General features: G+C 37.4%; 16 protein-coding genes and 1 tRNA gene. 7 read left to right on the top strand and 10 right to left on the bottom strand.

The features are described from left to right. Positions 1 to 4: 4 nt before the first annotated feature. The 7 genes from H9N25_RS15375 to ilvE form a co-directional block, all read right to left on the bottom strand. Complete coding sequence (locus H9N25_RS15375) at positions 5 to 394, bottom strand: glyoxalase superfamily protein (protein ID WP_167296832.1); 390 nt, start codon at positions 392 to 394, stop codon at positions 5 to 7. Between the two features lie 99 nt (positions 395 to 493). Next, entirely contained in the window at positions 494 to 1,132 is a 639-nt protein-coding gene (ilvN, locus tag H9N25_RS15370; RefSeq protein ID WP_190326461.1) for an acetolactate synthase small subunit, read from the bottom strand. Between the two features lie 31 nt (positions 1,133 to 1,163). After that, positions 1,164 to 2,915, bottom strand: coding sequence for a biosynthetic-type acetolactate synthase large subunit (gene ilvB, locus H9N25_RS15365; RefSeq protein ID WP_190326460.1), 1,752 nt, complete (start codon positions 2,913 to 2,915; stop codon positions 1,164 to 1,166). A gap of 21 nt (positions 2,916 to 2,936) precedes the next feature. Then, on the bottom strand, positions 2,937 to 3,506 hold the full coding sequence (locus H9N25_RS15360) for an ORF6N domain-containing protein (RefSeq protein ID WP_167296829.1): 570 nt from the start codon (positions 3,504 to 3,506) through the stop codon (positions 2,937 to 2,939). Between the two features lie 47 nt (positions 3,507 to 3,553). Beyond that, positions 3,554 to 5,236, bottom strand: coding sequence for a dihydroxy-acid dehydratase (gene ilvD / locus H9N25_RS15355; RefSeq protein ID WP_167296828.1), 1,683 nt, complete (start codon positions 5,234 to 5,236; stop codon positions 3,554 to 3,556). A gap of 242 nt (positions 5,237 to 5,478) precedes the next feature. Beyond that, positions 5,479 to 6,057 (bottom strand): O-methyltransferase, encoded by a 579-nt coding sequence (locus H9N25_RS15350; protein WP_190326459.1) that lies wholly within the window; start codon positions 6,055 to 6,057, stop codon positions 5,479 to 5,481. Positions 6,058 to 6,104: 47 nt separating this feature from the next. Further along, entirely contained in the window at positions 6,105 to 6,995 is an 891-nt protein-coding gene (gene ilvE, locus H9N25_RS15345) for a branched-chain-amino-acid transaminase (protein WP_190326458.1), read from the bottom strand. Between the two features lie 703 nt (positions 6,996 to 7,698). Between ilvE and H9N25_RS15340 the strand changes: the two genes are divergently transcribed. Next, complete coding sequence (locus H9N25_RS15340; RefSeq protein ID WP_190326457.1) at positions 7,699 to 8,649, top strand: alpha/beta hydrolase; 951 nt, start codon at positions 7,699 to 7,701, stop codon at positions 8,647 to 8,649. A gap of 67 nt (positions 8,650 to 8,716) precedes the next feature. Here H9N25_RS15340 and atpC read toward each other — a convergent pair whose 3' ends face one another. Further along, a complete protein-coding gene (gene atpC / locus H9N25_RS15335; RefSeq protein ID WP_055912620.1) occupies positions 8,717 to 8,962 on the bottom strand; it encodes an ATP synthase F1 subunit epsilon in 246 nt (81 codons plus the stop codon). 86 nt (positions 8,963 to 9,048) lie between these two features. Next, positions 9,049 to 10,551, bottom strand: a complete 1,503-nt coding sequence (gene atpD / locus H9N25_RS15330; protein ID WP_029276465.1) for a F0F1 ATP synthase subunit beta — start codon at positions 10,549 to 10,551, stop codon at positions 9,049 to 9,051. A gap of 161 nt (positions 10,552 to 10,712) precedes the next feature. Here atpD and H9N25_RS15325 point away from each other — a divergent pair, with 161 nt between their 5' ends. The 4 genes from H9N25_RS15325 (at position 10,713) to H9N25_RS15310 (ending at position 13,542) form a co-directional block, all read left to right on the top strand. Beyond that, on the top strand, positions 10,713 to 11,594 hold the full coding sequence (locus H9N25_RS15325) for an SDR family oxidoreductase (RefSeq protein ID WP_330221045.1): 882 nt from the start codon (positions 10,713 to 10,715) through the stop codon (positions 11,592 to 11,594). A gap of 103 nt (positions 11,595 to 11,697) precedes the next feature. Then, a complete protein-coding gene (locus tag H9N25_RS15320; RefSeq protein WP_167296823.1) occupies positions 11,698 to 12,162 on the top strand; it encodes a redoxin domain-containing protein in 465 nt (154 codons plus the stop codon). A 99-nt stretch (positions 12,163 to 12,261) separates the two neighbouring features. After that, positions 12,262 to 12,335: transfer RNA gene (locus H9N25_RS15315), tRNA-Arg, on the top strand. Positions 12,336 to 12,777: 442 nt separating this feature from the next. Continuing rightward, positions 12,778 to 13,542, top strand: coding sequence for a hypothetical protein (locus tag H9N25_RS15310; protein WP_190329224.1), 765 nt, complete (start codon positions 12,778 to 12,780; stop codon positions 13,540 to 13,542). Between the two features lie 128 nt (positions 13,543 to 13,670). Here the strand turns inward: H9N25_RS15310 and H9N25_RS15305 are convergent, their stop codons facing one another. After that, entirely contained in the window at positions 13,671 to 13,850 is a 180-nt protein-coding gene (locus tag H9N25_RS15305; RefSeq protein WP_167296822.1) for a hypothetical protein, read from the bottom strand. A gap of 243 nt (positions 13,851 to 14,093) precedes the next feature. Between H9N25_RS15305 and H9N25_RS15300 the strand changes: the two genes are divergently transcribed. After that, complete coding sequence (locus H9N25_RS15300; protein WP_190326456.1) at positions 14,094 to 14,702, top strand: hypothetical protein; 609 nt, start codon at positions 14,094 to 14,096, stop codon at positions 14,700 to 14,702. Between the two features lie 635 nt (positions 14,703 to 15,337). Further along, positions 15,338 to 15,913, top strand: coding sequence for an adenylate kinase (locus H9N25_RS15295; protein WP_167296820.1), 576 nt, complete (start codon positions 15,338 to 15,340; stop codon positions 15,911 to 15,913). Positions 15,914 to 16,060: the final 147 nt, after the last annotated feature.

Genomic DNA, 16,060 nt, shown 5'->3' with positions numbered 1-16,060 from the left:
CTATCTAATTATCGTTTTGTTTTTCAGCTTCGGTTAATTCTTCGTTAAATGTAATCTTGTTAAAGAAGGGATCGTTTACGGTTACCGCCCAGGTTCCGTAAAAAGTTTTCTCCAAACCTGGTCTGTTGTACTTGTACTTTTTATCTATAATTTCTTTATGAAATGCTTTTAAACCTGTACAATCGATATGAATATGTGCACCCGGCGAACAATCTCCATGGTGTTCACTTAAGTGTAATTCGATACCATGTAAGGAAATCTGCATGTAAACTGGGGTATTTTTTTCAAAAGTATGCTCCCAGTCTATTTTAAAGCCTAGCCAGTTTATATAAAATTCAACTGCCTTATCGTAATCGAACATTCTTAAAATCGGTATCGCTTTATTGCATTTCATATTTCTTTGATTTTTAACCGCAAAGAGCGCAAAGATTTTTCGCAAAGATCGCTGAGCATTATATTTTTACCTTCAACCTTACACGCTCTAGCTTTTACCTTACATCGTAAAAATCTTCTGTCCTTTATCTAAAAACTCGTTTTCTACTAATTCTTCACCTGGTTCGAAAGCCTCGAACTCTTTCAACTTTTCGTGGAAACCGGCACTGTCTTTAATAATGGCTACTCTTGCAGATCTCACAAATTCAATCAGTTCGTATGGTTCTAAGGCTTTTACCAAAGCATCAGTTTCTTCTCGGTGACCAGTTACTGCAAAAACAGTATAGTCTTTACGGATTACCACTGCACTTGCACCATATTGTCTTAATAAACGCTCTACCGTTACTTTTTCTGCAATTTCATCTGTAGAAACTTTGTACAGTGCCAGTTCCTGCCAGATAATCTCGTCGTTGGTATTAAAATAAACTTTCAATACTTCGATTTGCTTCTCAATCTGACGGGCCAGTTTCCGTACCACTTCATAGCTTTCGTGAATCACGATGTTGAAACGGTGGATACCATCAATCTCAGAAGGAGAGGTGTTAAGGCTTTCGATATTGATTTTCCTTTTAGAGAAAATAATTGCAATTCTATTTAATAAACCGATGCGGTTTTCGGCATAAACCGTAATGGTATATTCCTGCTTACCTTCCAAATCAGCTTTATCTATTTTATGTTCTATTGTATTTTCAGTACTCATGATAATTTCTTTTTTACCTTAAACCTCTACCTTACTTCAACCTGATTTCGCTTACACTCATTCCTTGCGGAACCATTGGGAAAACATTGTTTTCTCTACCAACCATTACTTCTAATAAATAAGAACCTTCATGGTTGATCATGGTTTCTAATGCCTGCCTTAAGTTTGCACGTTCATCAACTTTGCTTGCTTCGATATAGTACGATTTTGCTAAAGCCACAAAATCAGGACTGGTGATATTAACAAAAGAATAACGTTTATCATGAAACAGTTGTTGCCATTGGCGAACCATGCCTAAAAAGCGGTTGTTCAGGATCAGAATTTTTACTGCTGCGCCAAATTGCATAATGGTACCCAATTCCTGGGGTGTCATCTGGAAACCACCATCACCAATAATGGCAATAACTGTTTTATCAGGAACACCATATTTAGCACCAATGGCAGCTGGTAAACCAAAGCCCATTGTACCTAAACCACCAGAAGTAATGTTGCTGCGGGTATTGTTGAATTTAGCATAACGACAGGCCACCATTTGGTGCTGACCAACATCGGTAACGATTACAGCATCGCCACCACAAATTTCGTTGATGTTGCGCAATACTTCGCCCATGGTCATTTCATCACCAGTTGGATAAAGCTCCGGAGTAATGACCTGATCTATTTCCTGTTGGTTATAATCTCTAAACTTGGCTAACCAGTCTTCGTGTTTATTTTCGTTAACTAAATTGGTTAGTAGGGGTAAAGTTTCTTTACAGTCGCCCCAAACACCAACTTCTGCTTTAACATTTTTATCAATTTCAGCAGGGTCTATATCTAAGTGTACTACCTTAGCTTGTTTCGCATATTTATCTAAACGGCCGGTTACACGATCATCAAAACGCATACCGATGGCAATAATTACATCAGCTTCGTTGGTTAATACGTTTGGTCCGTAATTACCGTGCATACCTAACATACCTACATTTAATGGGTGTGAAGTTGGGATAGCACCTTCGCCCATAATGGTCCATGCGGCTGGAATGCCTGTTTTATCAATAAATGCTTTAAATTCTTCTTCAGCTTTACCCAAAATAACACCTTGTCCAAATAAAATGAAGGGTTTTTTTGCTGAATTGATTAATTCGGCTGCCTGCTCGATATATTCAACCCTAACTTTTGGTTTTGGGCGATAACTGCGGATGTGATTGCATTTTACATATTCAGGAAATTCTTCCAATTGCAATTGTGCATTTTTGGTAATATCGATCAATACAGGACCTGGTCTGCCGCTTTTAGCGATGTAAAAAGCTTTAGCCAATACTTCTTGAATTTCTTTGGCATCAGTAACCTGATAGTTCCATTTTGTAACTGGAGTAGTAATATTAATCACATCGGTTTCCTGAAAAGCATCCGTTCCCAATAAATGAGCGAAAACCTGCCCGGTAATACAAACCAATGGCGTACTATCGATTTGTGCATCTGCCAAACCGGTAACCAGATTGGTTGCGCCTGGTCCGCTGGTTGCAAAAACAACACCAACTTCGCCGCTTGCACGTGCAAAACCCTGAGCAGCATGGATACCACCTTGCTCATGGCGAACCAGTATGTGTTCTAATTTATCAGCATAATCATAAAGAGCATCATAAATAGGCATGATTGCTCCTCCCGGATAACCGAAAATGGTGGTTACACCTTCTTCAATTAATCCATTCAACAAAACCTGCGAGCCTGTTCCTTTGAATAAGGTTTTTGAGGTTTCTGCTTTTGCCTCGTTTTGTTGTATTGTATCTTGTGCAGTTTCCATAGTTATGTTTTTGCGGTTCTACTATTCTTTAATTTTAAACCCAATTCTTTGTCTGTCGTTCCATTTTAATTGAGCAATTTTCTCGTCTATTAAATTTTCCATTGCATCATAAAGCTCGTTGAGCTGAACATCATGTTCGCCAATCCGTTCTTTAATTTCTGTCAATTGTTCGTTAAGGTTGCTTTGTTTTAGCAAAATTTTCCGAACATCAACAAAGGCTCTCATAATGGCAATGTTCATATTAATGGCTTTGTTGCTATTTACAACGCCGCTTAACATGGCTACCCCTTGTTCTGTAAAGGCATAAGGCGTTATACCCACATTTCTCTTATTTTGACTTATCATCACAATTTGTGATGATGGATCAACCGTTTCTGACGATGCGGTCACAATTTGTGACCGGATACTTTCCCATTCAACCTGAGTAAGCCTGAACATAAAATCATCAGGAAAACGCTTGATGTTACGCTTTACTGCCTGATTTAATACCTTAGTTTCAACTTCATAGAGCAATGCCAGATCAAAATCGAGCATTACTCTTTCACCCCTGATTTCATAAATCCTGTTCTGAATACTTTTAATTATTTGCATAATCTGTTTTTTAGTAATCAATTAATCGAGGGGATGATTTTTTGATTTTAGTATTCGTCGGTTACGCAACCACTTGCTGCATCCGATACTGTTTTAGCATATTTATATAAAACACCTTTTGTTACTTTTAATGCTGGTTGTACATATCTTTTTCTACGCTCAGCAATCACTTCTTCGCTGACTTGCAGGCTGATGATATTGTTTACAGCATCGATCAAAATCCGGTCTTCGTCTTCTACCAGGCCTATTAAACCGCCTTTGTAAGATTCAGGTGTGATGTGACCAACCACGAAACCGTGTGTACCTCCAGAGAAGCGACCATCGGTAATTAAAGCTACCGATTTACCTAAACCAGCACCAATAATGGCTGAAGTTGGTTTCAACATTTCAGGCATACCTGGTGCACCTACCGGGCCAGAATTTTTAATTACGATTACGTCACCCGGTTGAACACGGCCGCTCGAAATCCCAGCGATTAAATCATGTTCACCATCAAAAACACGAGCAGGTCCTTCAAATTTTTCACCTTCTTTACCACTGATTTTTGCTACAGAACCCTTTTCTGCAAGGTTTCCGTAAAGAATCTGCAAGTGACCTGTTGCTTTGATGGGTTCGCTTAATTTTTGAACAATTTTCTGATCATAATCCATAATCGATTTCACATCAGCTAAATTCTCAGCCATAGTTTTTCCGGTTACGGTTAAGCAATCGCCATGCAATAATCCTTCATTTAATAAATATTTTAGTACAGCAGGGATACCACCATATTGGTGTAAATCCTGCATTAAATATTTTCCGCTAGGTTTAAAATCGGCAAGTACCGGAGTTACATCGCTCATTTTCTGGAAATCATCCTGCGTAATTTCTACGCCGATGGCTTTACCCATGGCGATAAAGTGTAAAACAGCATTGGTGCTACCACCTAATACGATAATCGAACGGATGGCATTTTCGAATGCTTTTCGCGTCATGATATCTGATGGTTTAATATCTTTCTCCAGTAAAACCTTAATATATTTACCAGCATCTAAACATTCCTGTTTTTTCTCTGGGCTTATAGCTGGATTTGAAGAGGAATATGGTAAACTCATACCTAAGGCCTCAATTGCCGATGCCATGGTATTTGCGGTATACATACCACCGCATGCTCCTGCACCAGGACAAGTGTGTTTAATAATGCCCTGATAATCTTCATCAGAAAGATTACCGCAGATTTTTTGTCCTAATGCCTCGAAAGCAGAAACAATATTCAATTCTTCGCCTTTGTAATGGCCTGGGGCAATTGTACCGCCATAAACCATAATTGATGGGCGATTTAGACGTGCCATGGCCATAATAGCACCTGGCATATTTTTATCACAGCCCGGGATGGAAATGACGCCATCATAATATTGCCCGCCACAAATGGTTTCTATGCTATCAGCAATGACATCGCGGCTTACCAATGAGTAACGCATACCATCCGTACCGTTGCTCATTCCATCACTTACTCCAATAGTGTTAAAAACCAAGCCCACTAAATCATTATTCCAGACCCCTTTTTTCACATCTTTAGCAAGATCGTTAAGGTGCATATTGCAGGTGTTACCATCGTAACCCATACTTGCAATACCGACCTGTGCTTTAGCCATATCAGCATCAGTTAATCCGATTCCATAAAGCATAGCTTGGGCTGCCGGTTGTGTAGGGTCTTGTGTAAATGTTTTACTGTACTTGTTTAATTCGCTCATTGTTTAAATTGTATGTATGCTGTTGTTTTTCAATTATTTCTTTTTGAGGCAAAAAAAAACCGCCTCTTTTTAAAGAGGCGGTTCGATATGGTATATTTTTTATATTATACGCAACGATTTCCACCTCTCTTTTGAGAAATGACAATAATTAAGTTGCTAATAATGTTTGTGTTTATATTCATGCCTTTGAATCACAAACATACTAACTATTTAAAAAAAGTAAAGAACTATTTTAATGTTATTTATTTTTTTACTCCGATTACAATTCCCGTTGCCCAAACCTGTTTGGTTATTTGCAGATCATCACGGGATTCCAAATCTTTGATCAATTTTATTGCTTTATCTTGATGACCATCAGGCCAATTTTGCTGGGGCAACATATCATCGATGATATAAAGGCCGCCTTTATTGAGCATGGCAATTGATTCGTCCAAAAGCAAATATTTTCCATGCCAGGTATCAGCAAATATGTAATCGAATTTTTTTTCTTTATTTTTTTCAATCCACTCGGCGCCATCGGTATCAATCAAGGTTAAACGATCGTCGCTGCCGAGAAAGTCTTTCGCAATCGCCAAAAATTTAGCATCGTTATCTATCGAGGTTAATGTACTGGCCTCATCCAGGCCATCTAATATCCACGACGTAGACAAACCTGTACCAGTTCCAAGCTCCAGAAATTTACCTGAAGGTTTAGTAGCAGCAAGTGTTCTGAGCAAAGAACAGGTCAACACATCAGATGCCATATCAAATCCTGATGCTTTTGTTGCACCATTAATTTGTTGATAGGCTTTTGGGTAGTGCTGATTGATTTCTTCAGTCATTTGTTTTGCTTGCTTTTCTCTTTATTTTTTTACTTCAGGACTCCTGACTATATAATCACTTCGTAATTTACTTTTTCTAGCACCAGGTTTTTATAGGCACGTTGTATGGTATAACCAATAGATTCTCTCCATAATGGACGATAAACAATATCGTCGATTGAGGCAATACCTGCTATTTCGGTCGCCGTTCCACATAAGAAAGCACTGTCAGCATTCTTAAGATCTTCTATCGTTAGTTTTTTCTCAATACATTCAATATCCAGAACAGTGCAAAGTTCTTTTACAGTTGCGCGTGTAATGCCTGGTAAAATGTTCCCTAAAGATGGGGTATATAATTTTCCGTCTTTTTCGAGGAAGATATTTGCCCCCGATGCCTCGGCAACAAAACCATGCATATCTAAAAGCAAAGCTTCATCGTAACCTTTAATATTTGCTGCTGTAGTAGCTAAAATTGAATTAACATAGTTTCCACTCAATTTCGCTTCCATTGGAATCGATTTAGGGTTTGGCCTTTCGTAGTCAGAAACGGTTAATTTTAACAATTTGTTGCCAGAATATGCATCCCATTCCCAGGCACAGATTAAGATCGAAACGCCACTTGGTTCGTTTAATTTCATGTTTGGGTGGCAAAACACCAAAGGGCGGATATAAGCATCTTTCAGCTTGTTTAACTGAAGTAACTTATAGGTTGCAGCAATTAATTCTTGTTTATCCCAGGGGAATGGAATATTTGCCAACTGGCAAGAACGCTCTAAGCGATCAAAATGTGCAGCGGCTTTGAAAATGCGGTTGCCGTTATGTGTTTTATAGGCTCTAATACCCTCGAAAGCAGCATAGCCGTAGTGTAGCGACTGCCCGTAAAGATCAGTGCTACTATTTACAGCCTTTTCAAACTGTCCATCAAGGTAAATAATCGTATTAGAATTATAGTATTTCATCTGTTTATTTTATTGTTTTTTCATCAGTCAGATGGCGCTTGCCATGATTAAATAATTGTTTCATTTGTTTTTTGATTTATTTAATCATTGAAAGTTCATAATACTGTGTTTTGTTATTTAAAAAAAGCGTCCCGTTTGTATCGGGACGCTTTAGGTATATTTAGTTTTTTTAAATCTATTTAAACTGCGTCCGCTTATTACCCCATAAAATGTTTAGGAGTAGAAGGTTAAGTAAAATGACAGGTAAGAGCACTACATTGCCAGCTGCTTTTGCAGTAATGTAGGTAGAAAATGTGTTGCTCTGAAAGGTCATTATTATCTTATTGTTTATAAAAACCAATTTAGTTTTTGGTTCATTAATATGCAAGAGAAATCATAAAAAAGTTAAATCGGAATATTATTCTTTAAATTAATATTTAATCGGAATATTATTCGTAATTAGTGTTGTATTAGTTATTTAATGCCGATAGCCTTAGACCAAATATCAAAACGGTATACGGTCTGTTTGTTATGCTTGCATTATAAATTTTCTATTTTTCTGCCTAAAATGGCTTAGCGTGCGCTGAAAATTGAAAATTTTGATGCTATTTTGATGTTGAAAAGCAAAGAAAAATTGCTGCTTAAATTTAGGTATACAATTGGTATTATATGTATTTATTACTTATTGGAAATAGTTGCGTAATTTACTGTCAGAAAAATAACTATGAAAATCATTTATATCTTTTCGATCCTTTTAACCGGATTATTTAGCAGTTGTTCTTCATCGGATTCGGCACTCCGACTTAAGGTGGGCAATCAAACGATTTTAACTTCTGATACTGTGAAGTTATCTGTTAAGGTGGCAGGAAAAGGGCCGGTTTGTATCTATTTGCATGGAGGCCCTGGCCAGGATTTTCTTTCATTTGAAAAAATGGGCGGCGCTAACCTGGAGAAGTGCCTAACGATGGTTTATCTGGATCAAAGAGGATCTGGCCACTCGCAAAATGCCAAAGATTATAGTTTAAACCGGATTGTGAGGGATATAGAAGAACTGCGGATAAAATTGGGCGTAGAAAAAGTGTACTTACTTAGTCATTCATTTGGTGGCATTCTGGCGATTAATTACGCCCTGAAGTATCCCGAACATTTATCTGGTATCATCATGGCGAATACAATAGCCCATTTTATGAACCCAAATCAGGTTAAGGAACAAATTGAATATGGATATCGGTTGCTGAAAAAAGATACTACTATAAATGAAACAGATTTTAAAAAATTAATGGATGAAGCGGCGCTGGTTAGAAAAAAGTTAAGTACAGCACACCTTGGTTATAAATATATTGCCAATGATGTAAATACGATTATCAAAATGGATAGCATCGAAAGTTCTTATAAGCGCACATCGGATTTTGGAATGACATTATTTATGCCGTTGGTAGATAGTACAAAGGTTCAACATTATCCTGAGTACTTTAGAGATTATGCTTTATTAACCGGTAAAATTAACATTCCGGCTTTAATTATAACTGGGAAGGAGGATCATGCAGTTGGCCCGGATTATTATAAAAATTACAGATTTTCGAATCAAAAGGTAGTGCAGATAGATGGTTCCCACATGCTCTATTATGAAAAGAATAGGGAATTTACTGTGGCTGTTTGCGCGTTTGTTAAATAGAAAGATAAAACAAAAAGCCTCCCGATTTCAAAATCAGAAGGCTTTCTAAATGAGTTAATTGTTTTACCTAAGCGATACCTTCGGCTAAAACCACAATTTTGTTGTGGATAGCTTCAACCACACCGCCTTTAATAAAAAAGCGTTGCTCATCGGCTTTATTTGCTTTTATAATAACTTCTCCATCTTCTAAAGTAGAGATGATAGGGGCGTGGTCTTTTAAAATCTGGAAAGAACCTAAAGTACCAGGAACCGTAACTGCTGTTACTTCACCTTCGAAAACTTTTTTGTCTGGAGTTAATATTTCTAAATTCATTTTTTTTAGATTTGAGTATCAAGTAGCTGATATCAAGTATCAAGATTACATTTTCAGTCTTGATACCTGATATTCAAATTTCGATACTAGTTCGCTTCTGCTAATAATTTTTTACCTTTTTCGATTGCATCTTCAATGCTACCAACCAAGTTAAATGCAGCTTCTGGGTACTCATCAACTTCACCATCCATGATCATATTAAATCCTTTGATGGTATCTTTAATGTCAACCAATACACCTTTTAAGCCAGTAAATTGCTCAGCTACGTGGAAAGGTTGAGATAAGAAACGTTGAACACGACGCGCTCTTGATACAACTAATTTATCTTCTTCAGATAATTCGTCCATACCTAAGATTGCGATGATATCCTGTAATTCTTTATAACGTTGTAAAGTTTCTTTAACACGTTGTGCAGTATTATAGTGTTCATCACCTAAAACAGCCGGAGAAAGGATACGTGAAGTAGAATCTAATGGATCTACTGCAGGATAAATACCTAACTCTGCAATTTTACGCGAAAGTACCGTAGTTGCATCTAAGTGGGCAAAAGTTGTTGCCGGAGCCGGGTCAGTTAAATCATCCGCCGGTACATATACCGCTTGTACTGATGTAATTGATCCGCGTTTTGTTGAAGTAATACGCTCTTGCATTAAACCCATCTCAGTTGCCAGGGTTGGTTGGTAACCTACTGCTGATGGCATACGACCTAATAAAGCCGATACCTCAGAACCCGCCTGCGTAAAACGGAAGATGTTATCAACGAAGAAAAGGATGTCTTTTCCAGCGCCTTCGCCATCACCATCACGGAAATATTCTGCAACAGTTAATCCTGATAATGCTACACGTGCACGTGCACCAGGAGGCTCGTTCATTTGTCCGAAAACCAATGTTGCTTTAGATTCTTTTAATTTTTCAGTATCAACAGCTTTCAAATCCCATCCACCTTTTTCCATTGAGTGTAAGAATTCGTCGCCATAGTTGATTACACCTGATTCGATAAACTCACGAAGTAAATCGTTACCCTCACGAGTACGCTCGCCAACACCTGCGAATACTGATAAACCAGCATAAGCTTTAGCGATGTTGTTAACCAACTCCATAATTAATACTGTTTTACCTACACCAGCACCACCGAATAAACCAATTTTACCACCTTTTGCATAAGGCTCCAATAAATCGATTACTTTGATACCTGTAAAAAGCACCTCAGTTTCAGTAGATAAATCTTCGAACTTAGGAGGAGTTGCATGGATAGGGCGACCGTCTGTTTTATCAACTGTGTTGATACCGTCAATCGCTTCACCAACTACATTAAATAAACGACCTTTAATTTGGTCGCCAACTGGCATTTTAATCGCAGCACCAGTATCAACTACGTCCATTCCACGAACTAAACCGTCTGTAGAGTCCATCGAGATCGCACGTACGCGGTCTTCACCTAAGTGTTGTTGAACTTCTAAAACAATTTTCTGTCCATTTTCTTTCGTTATCTCTAACGCATCAAAAATTTTAGGTAGATGGGCATCATTAGCAAAGCTAACGTCAACCACTGGGCCGATAATTTGTGCTATTTTTCCTAAGTTAGGCATATCTGTTGTGAGTAAATTTATTACAGTCAATGAATTAAAGCTGTTTACAGGGGCTCCAATTCGGTTGGCAAAGTTAAGTTATTCTTACTTAATTTTAAATATATATTATAAATTTTTTCAACATGGTTTTTATGCCTTATTTAGTGCCCTAAATAAGGCATATGAAAACCATTTTAACAACAGGTAGCAACGGTCTTTTAGGGCAAAAATTAACTGAAAAAGTGCTTGCCGAAAGAAAGCTGAAATTGGTGGCCACTTCAAAAGGGGTAAACCGCTACCCGGTAAAGGATGGTTATGAATATGTAGAAATGGATATTTTGAATGCTGTTCAGGTTAGAGAAGTTATTGAAAGATACAGCCCTGATGCCATTGTGCACACCGCAGCCATGACCAATGTTGATACTTGCGAAGCCAATAAAGAACTTTGTCGCCAACTAAATGTAGATGCAGTTCAAACCCTAATATCAATATGTGAAGAAAAAAAGATTCAGCTTATTCATTTAAGTACCGATTTTGTTTTTGATGGCGCCAACGGGCCTTATAAAGAAGAAGATGCCGTTAATCCGGTAAGTTATTACGGCGAATCGAAAGTATTGGCAGAAGAGCTATTGCAAAATTCAAAAGCAAACTGGGCGATCTTAAGAACAATATTAGTATATGGGATTACCAGCGATATGAGCCGTAGCAACATTGTACTTTGGGCTAAAGGTGCATTGGAAAAAGCATCACCTATTAATGTAGTAAACGATCAGTGGCGTATGCCCACATTGGCCGAAGATTTAGCTGAAGCCTGTTTATTAGCTGTAGAAAAAAATGCAAAAGGAATTTACCACATATCGGGTAAAGATTACATGAGTATTGCAGATTTAGTGCGAAAAGTTGCCGATTATTGGGGGCTTAAACAATCATTCATTAATGAAATAAGTTCTGCAGGTTTAAACCAGGCAGCTAAACGACCAATTAGAACAGGTTTCGTTTTGGATAAAGCGATTAAAGATTTAGATTACCATCCCATAGTTTCGAAGAGGGTTTGGCAATTTTAGATCAGCAGATGAAAAGATAGATTTGAGTCGGTAGTCTTAAGTCATGAGTCACAAATAATTAAGCAATTAAACCATTTAACATACACATTAACTAAAAAACATAATGGCATTACAAATTGGCGATACCGCCCCTGATTTTAAATTATACAGTTCTGATTTAACAGAAGTTTCTCTTTCTGGTTTTAAGGGTAAAAAAGTTATTATCCACTTTTTTCCGATGGCTTTTACCGGTACATGTACAGAACAGTTATGTACCATGCGCGATAATTTCAGTTATTACGAAGGAATAGATGCACAGGTAATCGGTATTTCTGTAGATTCTCCTTTTTCCTTAGGTAAATTTAAAGAAGTGCAAAATTACCAGTTCCCGTTATTGTCTGATTTTAACAAAGAAGTATCTGCAGCTTATGGTGCTTTTTACGAAGAATTTGTTTTCGGATTGAAGGGTGTTTCTAAAAGGGCAGCTTTTGTAATCGATGAAGAAGGAAAAATTGCTTATGCTGAAGTTTTGGAAAATGCAAAAGATCTGCCTGATTTCAAGGCTATTAATGATGCATTGAACGCATAAAACATATCCTGCAAGGATTTATTTTAAGATTTTTTTGAAATTTAATTGGAAATTAAAATATCAAGTTATACCTTTGCAGTCCGTTAACGATACGGAAACGCATTCGTAGCTCAATTGGATAGAGCATCTCACTACGGATGAGAAGGTTTGGGGTTCGAATCCCTACGAGTGCACTAAAGGGAAGATTGAAAAATCTTCCCTTTTTTGTTTACTGTCATAACCTGTAATTATCTCATTTTTAGGTATTTAATAGGGGAAATATTCACCATGCCGGGTGTTCGATAAATACCATTTTCGTAGTAGAGGTTTGAATCGAACACCAGATCAATAAATTCCCGTTTTTCGAATGTATTATTTATGGATCTTGAGGGTAGGTTCTTCGGCTCTGGCGGAGTACCGAACTGGATATAGACTTCCTTTACACTGATGTTATTGTGTTTGGAAAGCTATAGCAGAACAAGACACATATTGCCGTCAACCATACAAAGATTAGCTACATTAATATATTTTTGATTTTATTACCATAGTAAAGAAAATTTGGTAAATTGTATCACTGATATCGTGATACGGGCTTGAGATGAAAATTAACATACCATTAATATAAAACAAAAAGTTATGAGAAAATTATTTTCACTGGTAGTCATTATGGTTTTTTATATAAACCTGAGTTTTGCTCAAACTACTATACCTGCGCAGTCAGGTTCAGCAAAAGCTAAAAAGGGAACTAAAGCTAATGCTAAAAAAGAAACGGAATCAGCTAGTGGCGTTAAACTAAAAAAAGATGGCACGCCTGATAAACGTTATGCTTCTAAAACAGAAGCAGCCCCTGCTACAAGCAAAGCCGCACCTAGTCCAAATGCGAATGGAGTAAGACTAAAAAAAGACGGCACACCTGATAAACGCTATGCTTCTAAAACAGAAGCAGCTCCGGCTACAAGCAAAGCTTCACCAAGTCCAAATGCGAATGGAGTAAGACTAAAAAAAGACGGCACACCTGATAAACGTTATGCTTCTAAAACAGAAGCAGCTCCTGCAGCTCCAAATGCAAGTGGAGTGAGATTAAAAAAAGATGGCACACCCGACAAACGTTATGCTCCCAAAACAGAAGCAGTTCCTGCTACAAGCAAAGCCGCGCCAAGCCCAAATGCTGACGGTGTAAAACTTAAGAAAGATGGTACGCCAGATAAGCGTTACAGTGCAGCCAAAGAAAAAGTAGCCCCAGCGGTACAAGCTGAAAATTCTGCCAATACAAAGAGTTATACACCAACGGTAGACAGAACACTATCAGGTCCGAATGGAGAGCAAGTAATAACAGGTCCTCGCGGCGGAAAATATTACATTAACAAGAATGGTAATAAAACCTATCTCAAAAAACAATAATTTAAAATAGACCTATAAATGAGGATTATCACAAAGTAGCTACTATAGTTAGTTAAAGTGGTACTCCCTTATGCCTTTACTATAAAAAACCCTGCTGTCAAACAGCAGGGTTTTTAGCGATTTTATCTTTACAATTTTATAAACCCGTTGAGATTGTTCATCTGGTCATCATAGTCGAGTTCAGTATCATCATAGATAGCTGTTCTGTCGTCATGTTGAACCATTGATTTTCCCACTTCCAAATCTTCTGGAAGAATGTAACCTTTTTCTTGTGTGGCCTTCACGATAACGAAACTTAGAATTTCCATTTGGTTTAATTGTTTTTATCGATCTTGCCTAGCACTATGCTTTCAATACAAAAATACAGGAAATTTAAAAACGCTCCAAATTCATGGCATAAGCTATCTGTTCCTGGCTTACTAATTGAGCCTTAATAATTTAATAGTTGTTTAATCAATTACTCTTTTTTTGCAAGCATCCTGATCTCGTAATGTTTTTAGTAAATAATTAAACTAAAAGCAGAGGAAAATGGTTCTATAAAGAAAGAGACGATGGAAAAATTATTTAACAATCTGGTTCCTCAACAGATTATCGGAAGCCAGATGGATGTGGTTGAAGAATGTAAGTTAAGTAGTCTCAGTCAGGCTCAGGAATTTTTTTCAGCAGCTGCGAAAAGATTACTTGCAGTGAATGAGTGGGGCAAAATCTCCGGGCTTTCAGACTTTAAGATTTTTGCACCTGATGGGAAGGAAGTGATGCGTTCAGCCCAAAAGGGAGATTTTATTCGTATCGATATTCCTGGGCCTGGACCGGTATCGGGAGGTGGGTTTGATTGGGTAAAGATTGAAGAAATCGAAAGGGTGCATGGCGGTGATCACGAAATGCTCAGCATGTGTGTCCGTCCGTGCTCATCACCATTTAACAAGGGTAAACAGACTGCTCATTTTTTGAAAGATCATGCCACTTCTACCTTTATTATACGCAGGAATAGAATTACCGTATCGGCAGAAGAACACGGCAGGAACGAGCAGGCGAACATTGATGACGGAAAGTTAATCGACAGGGCGCGGAATCTTATTGTTGGTTTTAGTGCAAAACTGGGTTTATCCTATCCCCAATGGAAATTGTTGGTAAAAGGACTACTTGATGGCAGATCTTAATGCTGTAAAATTGCGGGTTTTTCTTATTCAATTTAGATGGAACCGAGATAATCTATCAGCATCGCTGCACAGGCCTTAACGGTTGCTGAAACAATTTCCTCCCGTTCTCCTGTAAAAGTAAATCTCTCCGAAAATGCCAACTCACCTGATTATGGGCTGTCGCCTAAATAACAAGCTATTTTGGTAAATGGTTTTAAAGGAAAGGTTGTGTCAAATAGCTATCTTTTACTAACACGAATAAATTATAGATGCAGCTGTTAGCGAATTTGGCGGTCTGGATATTCTGGCTGTTTTTCAAATGTCACCAAAAAAGGGTTGAATGATTTATTGCCTGCTGAGTGGGAGGAGACATTTGTAAAAGAAATTGTTTGGCCAGGTTTACGATTATTTGAAGAAAATTCTGTTAAATATAAAAATGGCACAAGATTCTTCTTAGAATAAGATAAATGTCATTAAAATAGTCCTTTTTTAAATAAATTATCAATTTTAAATGGCATCTAAATTAATAATTATATATTTGCAGCCTCGAAAGTAAGCAATGTCTAATCCTATTAATCAGTGATTTGAATATTACTTTTAACAGAGCCATAGGAATAAGGCTTTTTTAATTTTTGAAGACAACCTAAACAACTTGAATGCTTAATTTAGTTCTCTTTGGCCCTCCAGGGGCGGGTAAAGGCACCCAATCTGAAAAGCTGATTGCAAAATATCAGTTGGTACACGTTTCAACAGGCGATCTTTTTAGAGCACACGTTAAAGGAGAAACCGAATTAGGAAAAAAAGTAAGTCAATTGTTAGCTGATGGGGAATTGGTTCCTGATGCCATTACAATTGCCATGCTTGAAGAAGAGGTGGATAAAAATCCTGATGCTAAGGGGTTTGTGTTTGATGGGTTTCCGCGTACCGTTCCGCAAGCAGTTGAGCTTGATTTATTTTTAGAGCGTAAAGGCAGTAAAATAGCAGGCGTTATTGCTTTAGATGTAGATCAGGACGAATTAACAAAACGTATTGCTGAACGTCATAAAACCAGTGGTCGCCCTGATGATGACGCTGAAAAATTGAAAAAACGGATTTCAGAATACTTTGATAAAACCATCCACGTATTGCCTTATTATGAAGAGCAAGGAAAGTTGAATAAAGTTAATGGAATTGGTGAAATAGAAACAGTATATAACGATCTTTGCGCTGTAATTGATCAATATAAAGTGTAAAGTTCAAATAAGTATCTAGTAAATTGGATTTGGATTAATTTTATTATCCGGATCATATTTCAAAAACATACAAAGAGTTATAATGTTAAAACGTTATAACTCTTTAATTTTAAAGGAATTGTTGTTTCAACGTTCCAGTATTAACAT

The sequence above is a fragment of the Pedobacter riviphilus genome (assembly GCF_014692875.1).
Classification (GTDB): Bacteria; Bacteroidota; Bacteroidia; order Sphingobacteriales; family Sphingobacteriaceae; genus Pedobacter; species Pedobacter riviphilus.
The sequence above is the reverse complement of the archived record's forward strand: the minus strand, read 5'-3'. Positions and strand labels throughout refer to the sequence as shown.

Coding starts and splice junctions, on each gene's coding strand:
- atpD (WP_029276465.1), bottom strand. CDS start 10,551: ATGCCTAACTTAGGAAAAATAGCACAAATTATCGGCCCAGTGGTTGAC.
- atpC (WP_055912620.1), bottom strand. CDS start 8,962: ATGAATTTAGAAATATTAACTCCAGACAAAAAAGTTTTCGAAGGTGAA.
- H9N25_RS15350 (WP_190326459.1), bottom strand. CDS start 6,057: ATGACTGAAGAAATCAATCAGCACTACCCAAAAGCCTATCAACAAATT.
- H9N25_RS15375 (WP_167296832.1), bottom strand. CDS start 394: ATGAAATGCAATAAAGCGATACCGATTTTAAGAATGTTCGATTACGAT.
- H9N25_RS15310 (WP_190329224.1), top strand. CDS start 12,778: ATGAGAAAATTATTTTCACTGGTAGTCATTATGGTTTTTTATATAAAC.
- H9N25_RS15360 (WP_167296829.1), bottom strand. CDS start 3,506: ATGCAAATAATTAAAAGTATTCAGAACAGGATTTATGAAATCAGGGGT.
- ilvD (WP_167296828.1), bottom strand. CDS start 5,236: ATGAGCGAATTAAACAAGTACAGTAAAACATTTACACAAGACCCTACA.
- H9N25_RS15340 (WP_190326457.1), top strand. CDS start 7,699: ATGAAAATCATTTATATCTTTTCGATCCTTTTAACCGGATTATTTAGC.
- ilvN (WP_190326461.1), bottom strand. CDS start 1,132: ATGAGTACTGAAAATACAATAGAACATAAAATAGATAAAGCTGATTTG.
- H9N25_RS15305 (WP_167296822.1), bottom strand. CDS start 13,850: ATGGAAATTCTAAGTTTCGTTATCGTGAAGGCCACACAAGAAAAAGGT.
- H9N25_RS15320 (WP_167296823.1), top strand. CDS start 11,698: ATGGCATTACAAATTGGCGATACCGCCCCTGATTTTAAATTATACAGT.
- ilvB (WP_190326460.1), bottom strand. CDS start 2,915: ATGGAAACTGCACAAGATACAATACAACAAAACGAGGCAAAAGCAGAA.
- ilvE (WP_190326458.1), bottom strand. CDS start 6,995: ATGAAATACTATAATTCTAATACGATTATTTACCTTGATGGACAGTTT.
- H9N25_RS15295 (WP_167296820.1), top strand. CDS start 15,338: ATGCTTAATTTAGTTCTCTTTGGCCCTCCAGGGGCGGGTAAAGGCACC.
- H9N25_RS15325 (WP_330221045.1), top strand. CDS start 10,713: ATGAAAACCATTTTAACAACAGGTAGCAACGGTCTTTTAGGGCAAAAA.
- H9N25_RS15300 (WP_190326456.1), top strand. CDS start 14,094: ATGGAAAAATTATTTAACAATCTGGTTCCTCAACAGATTATCGGAAGC.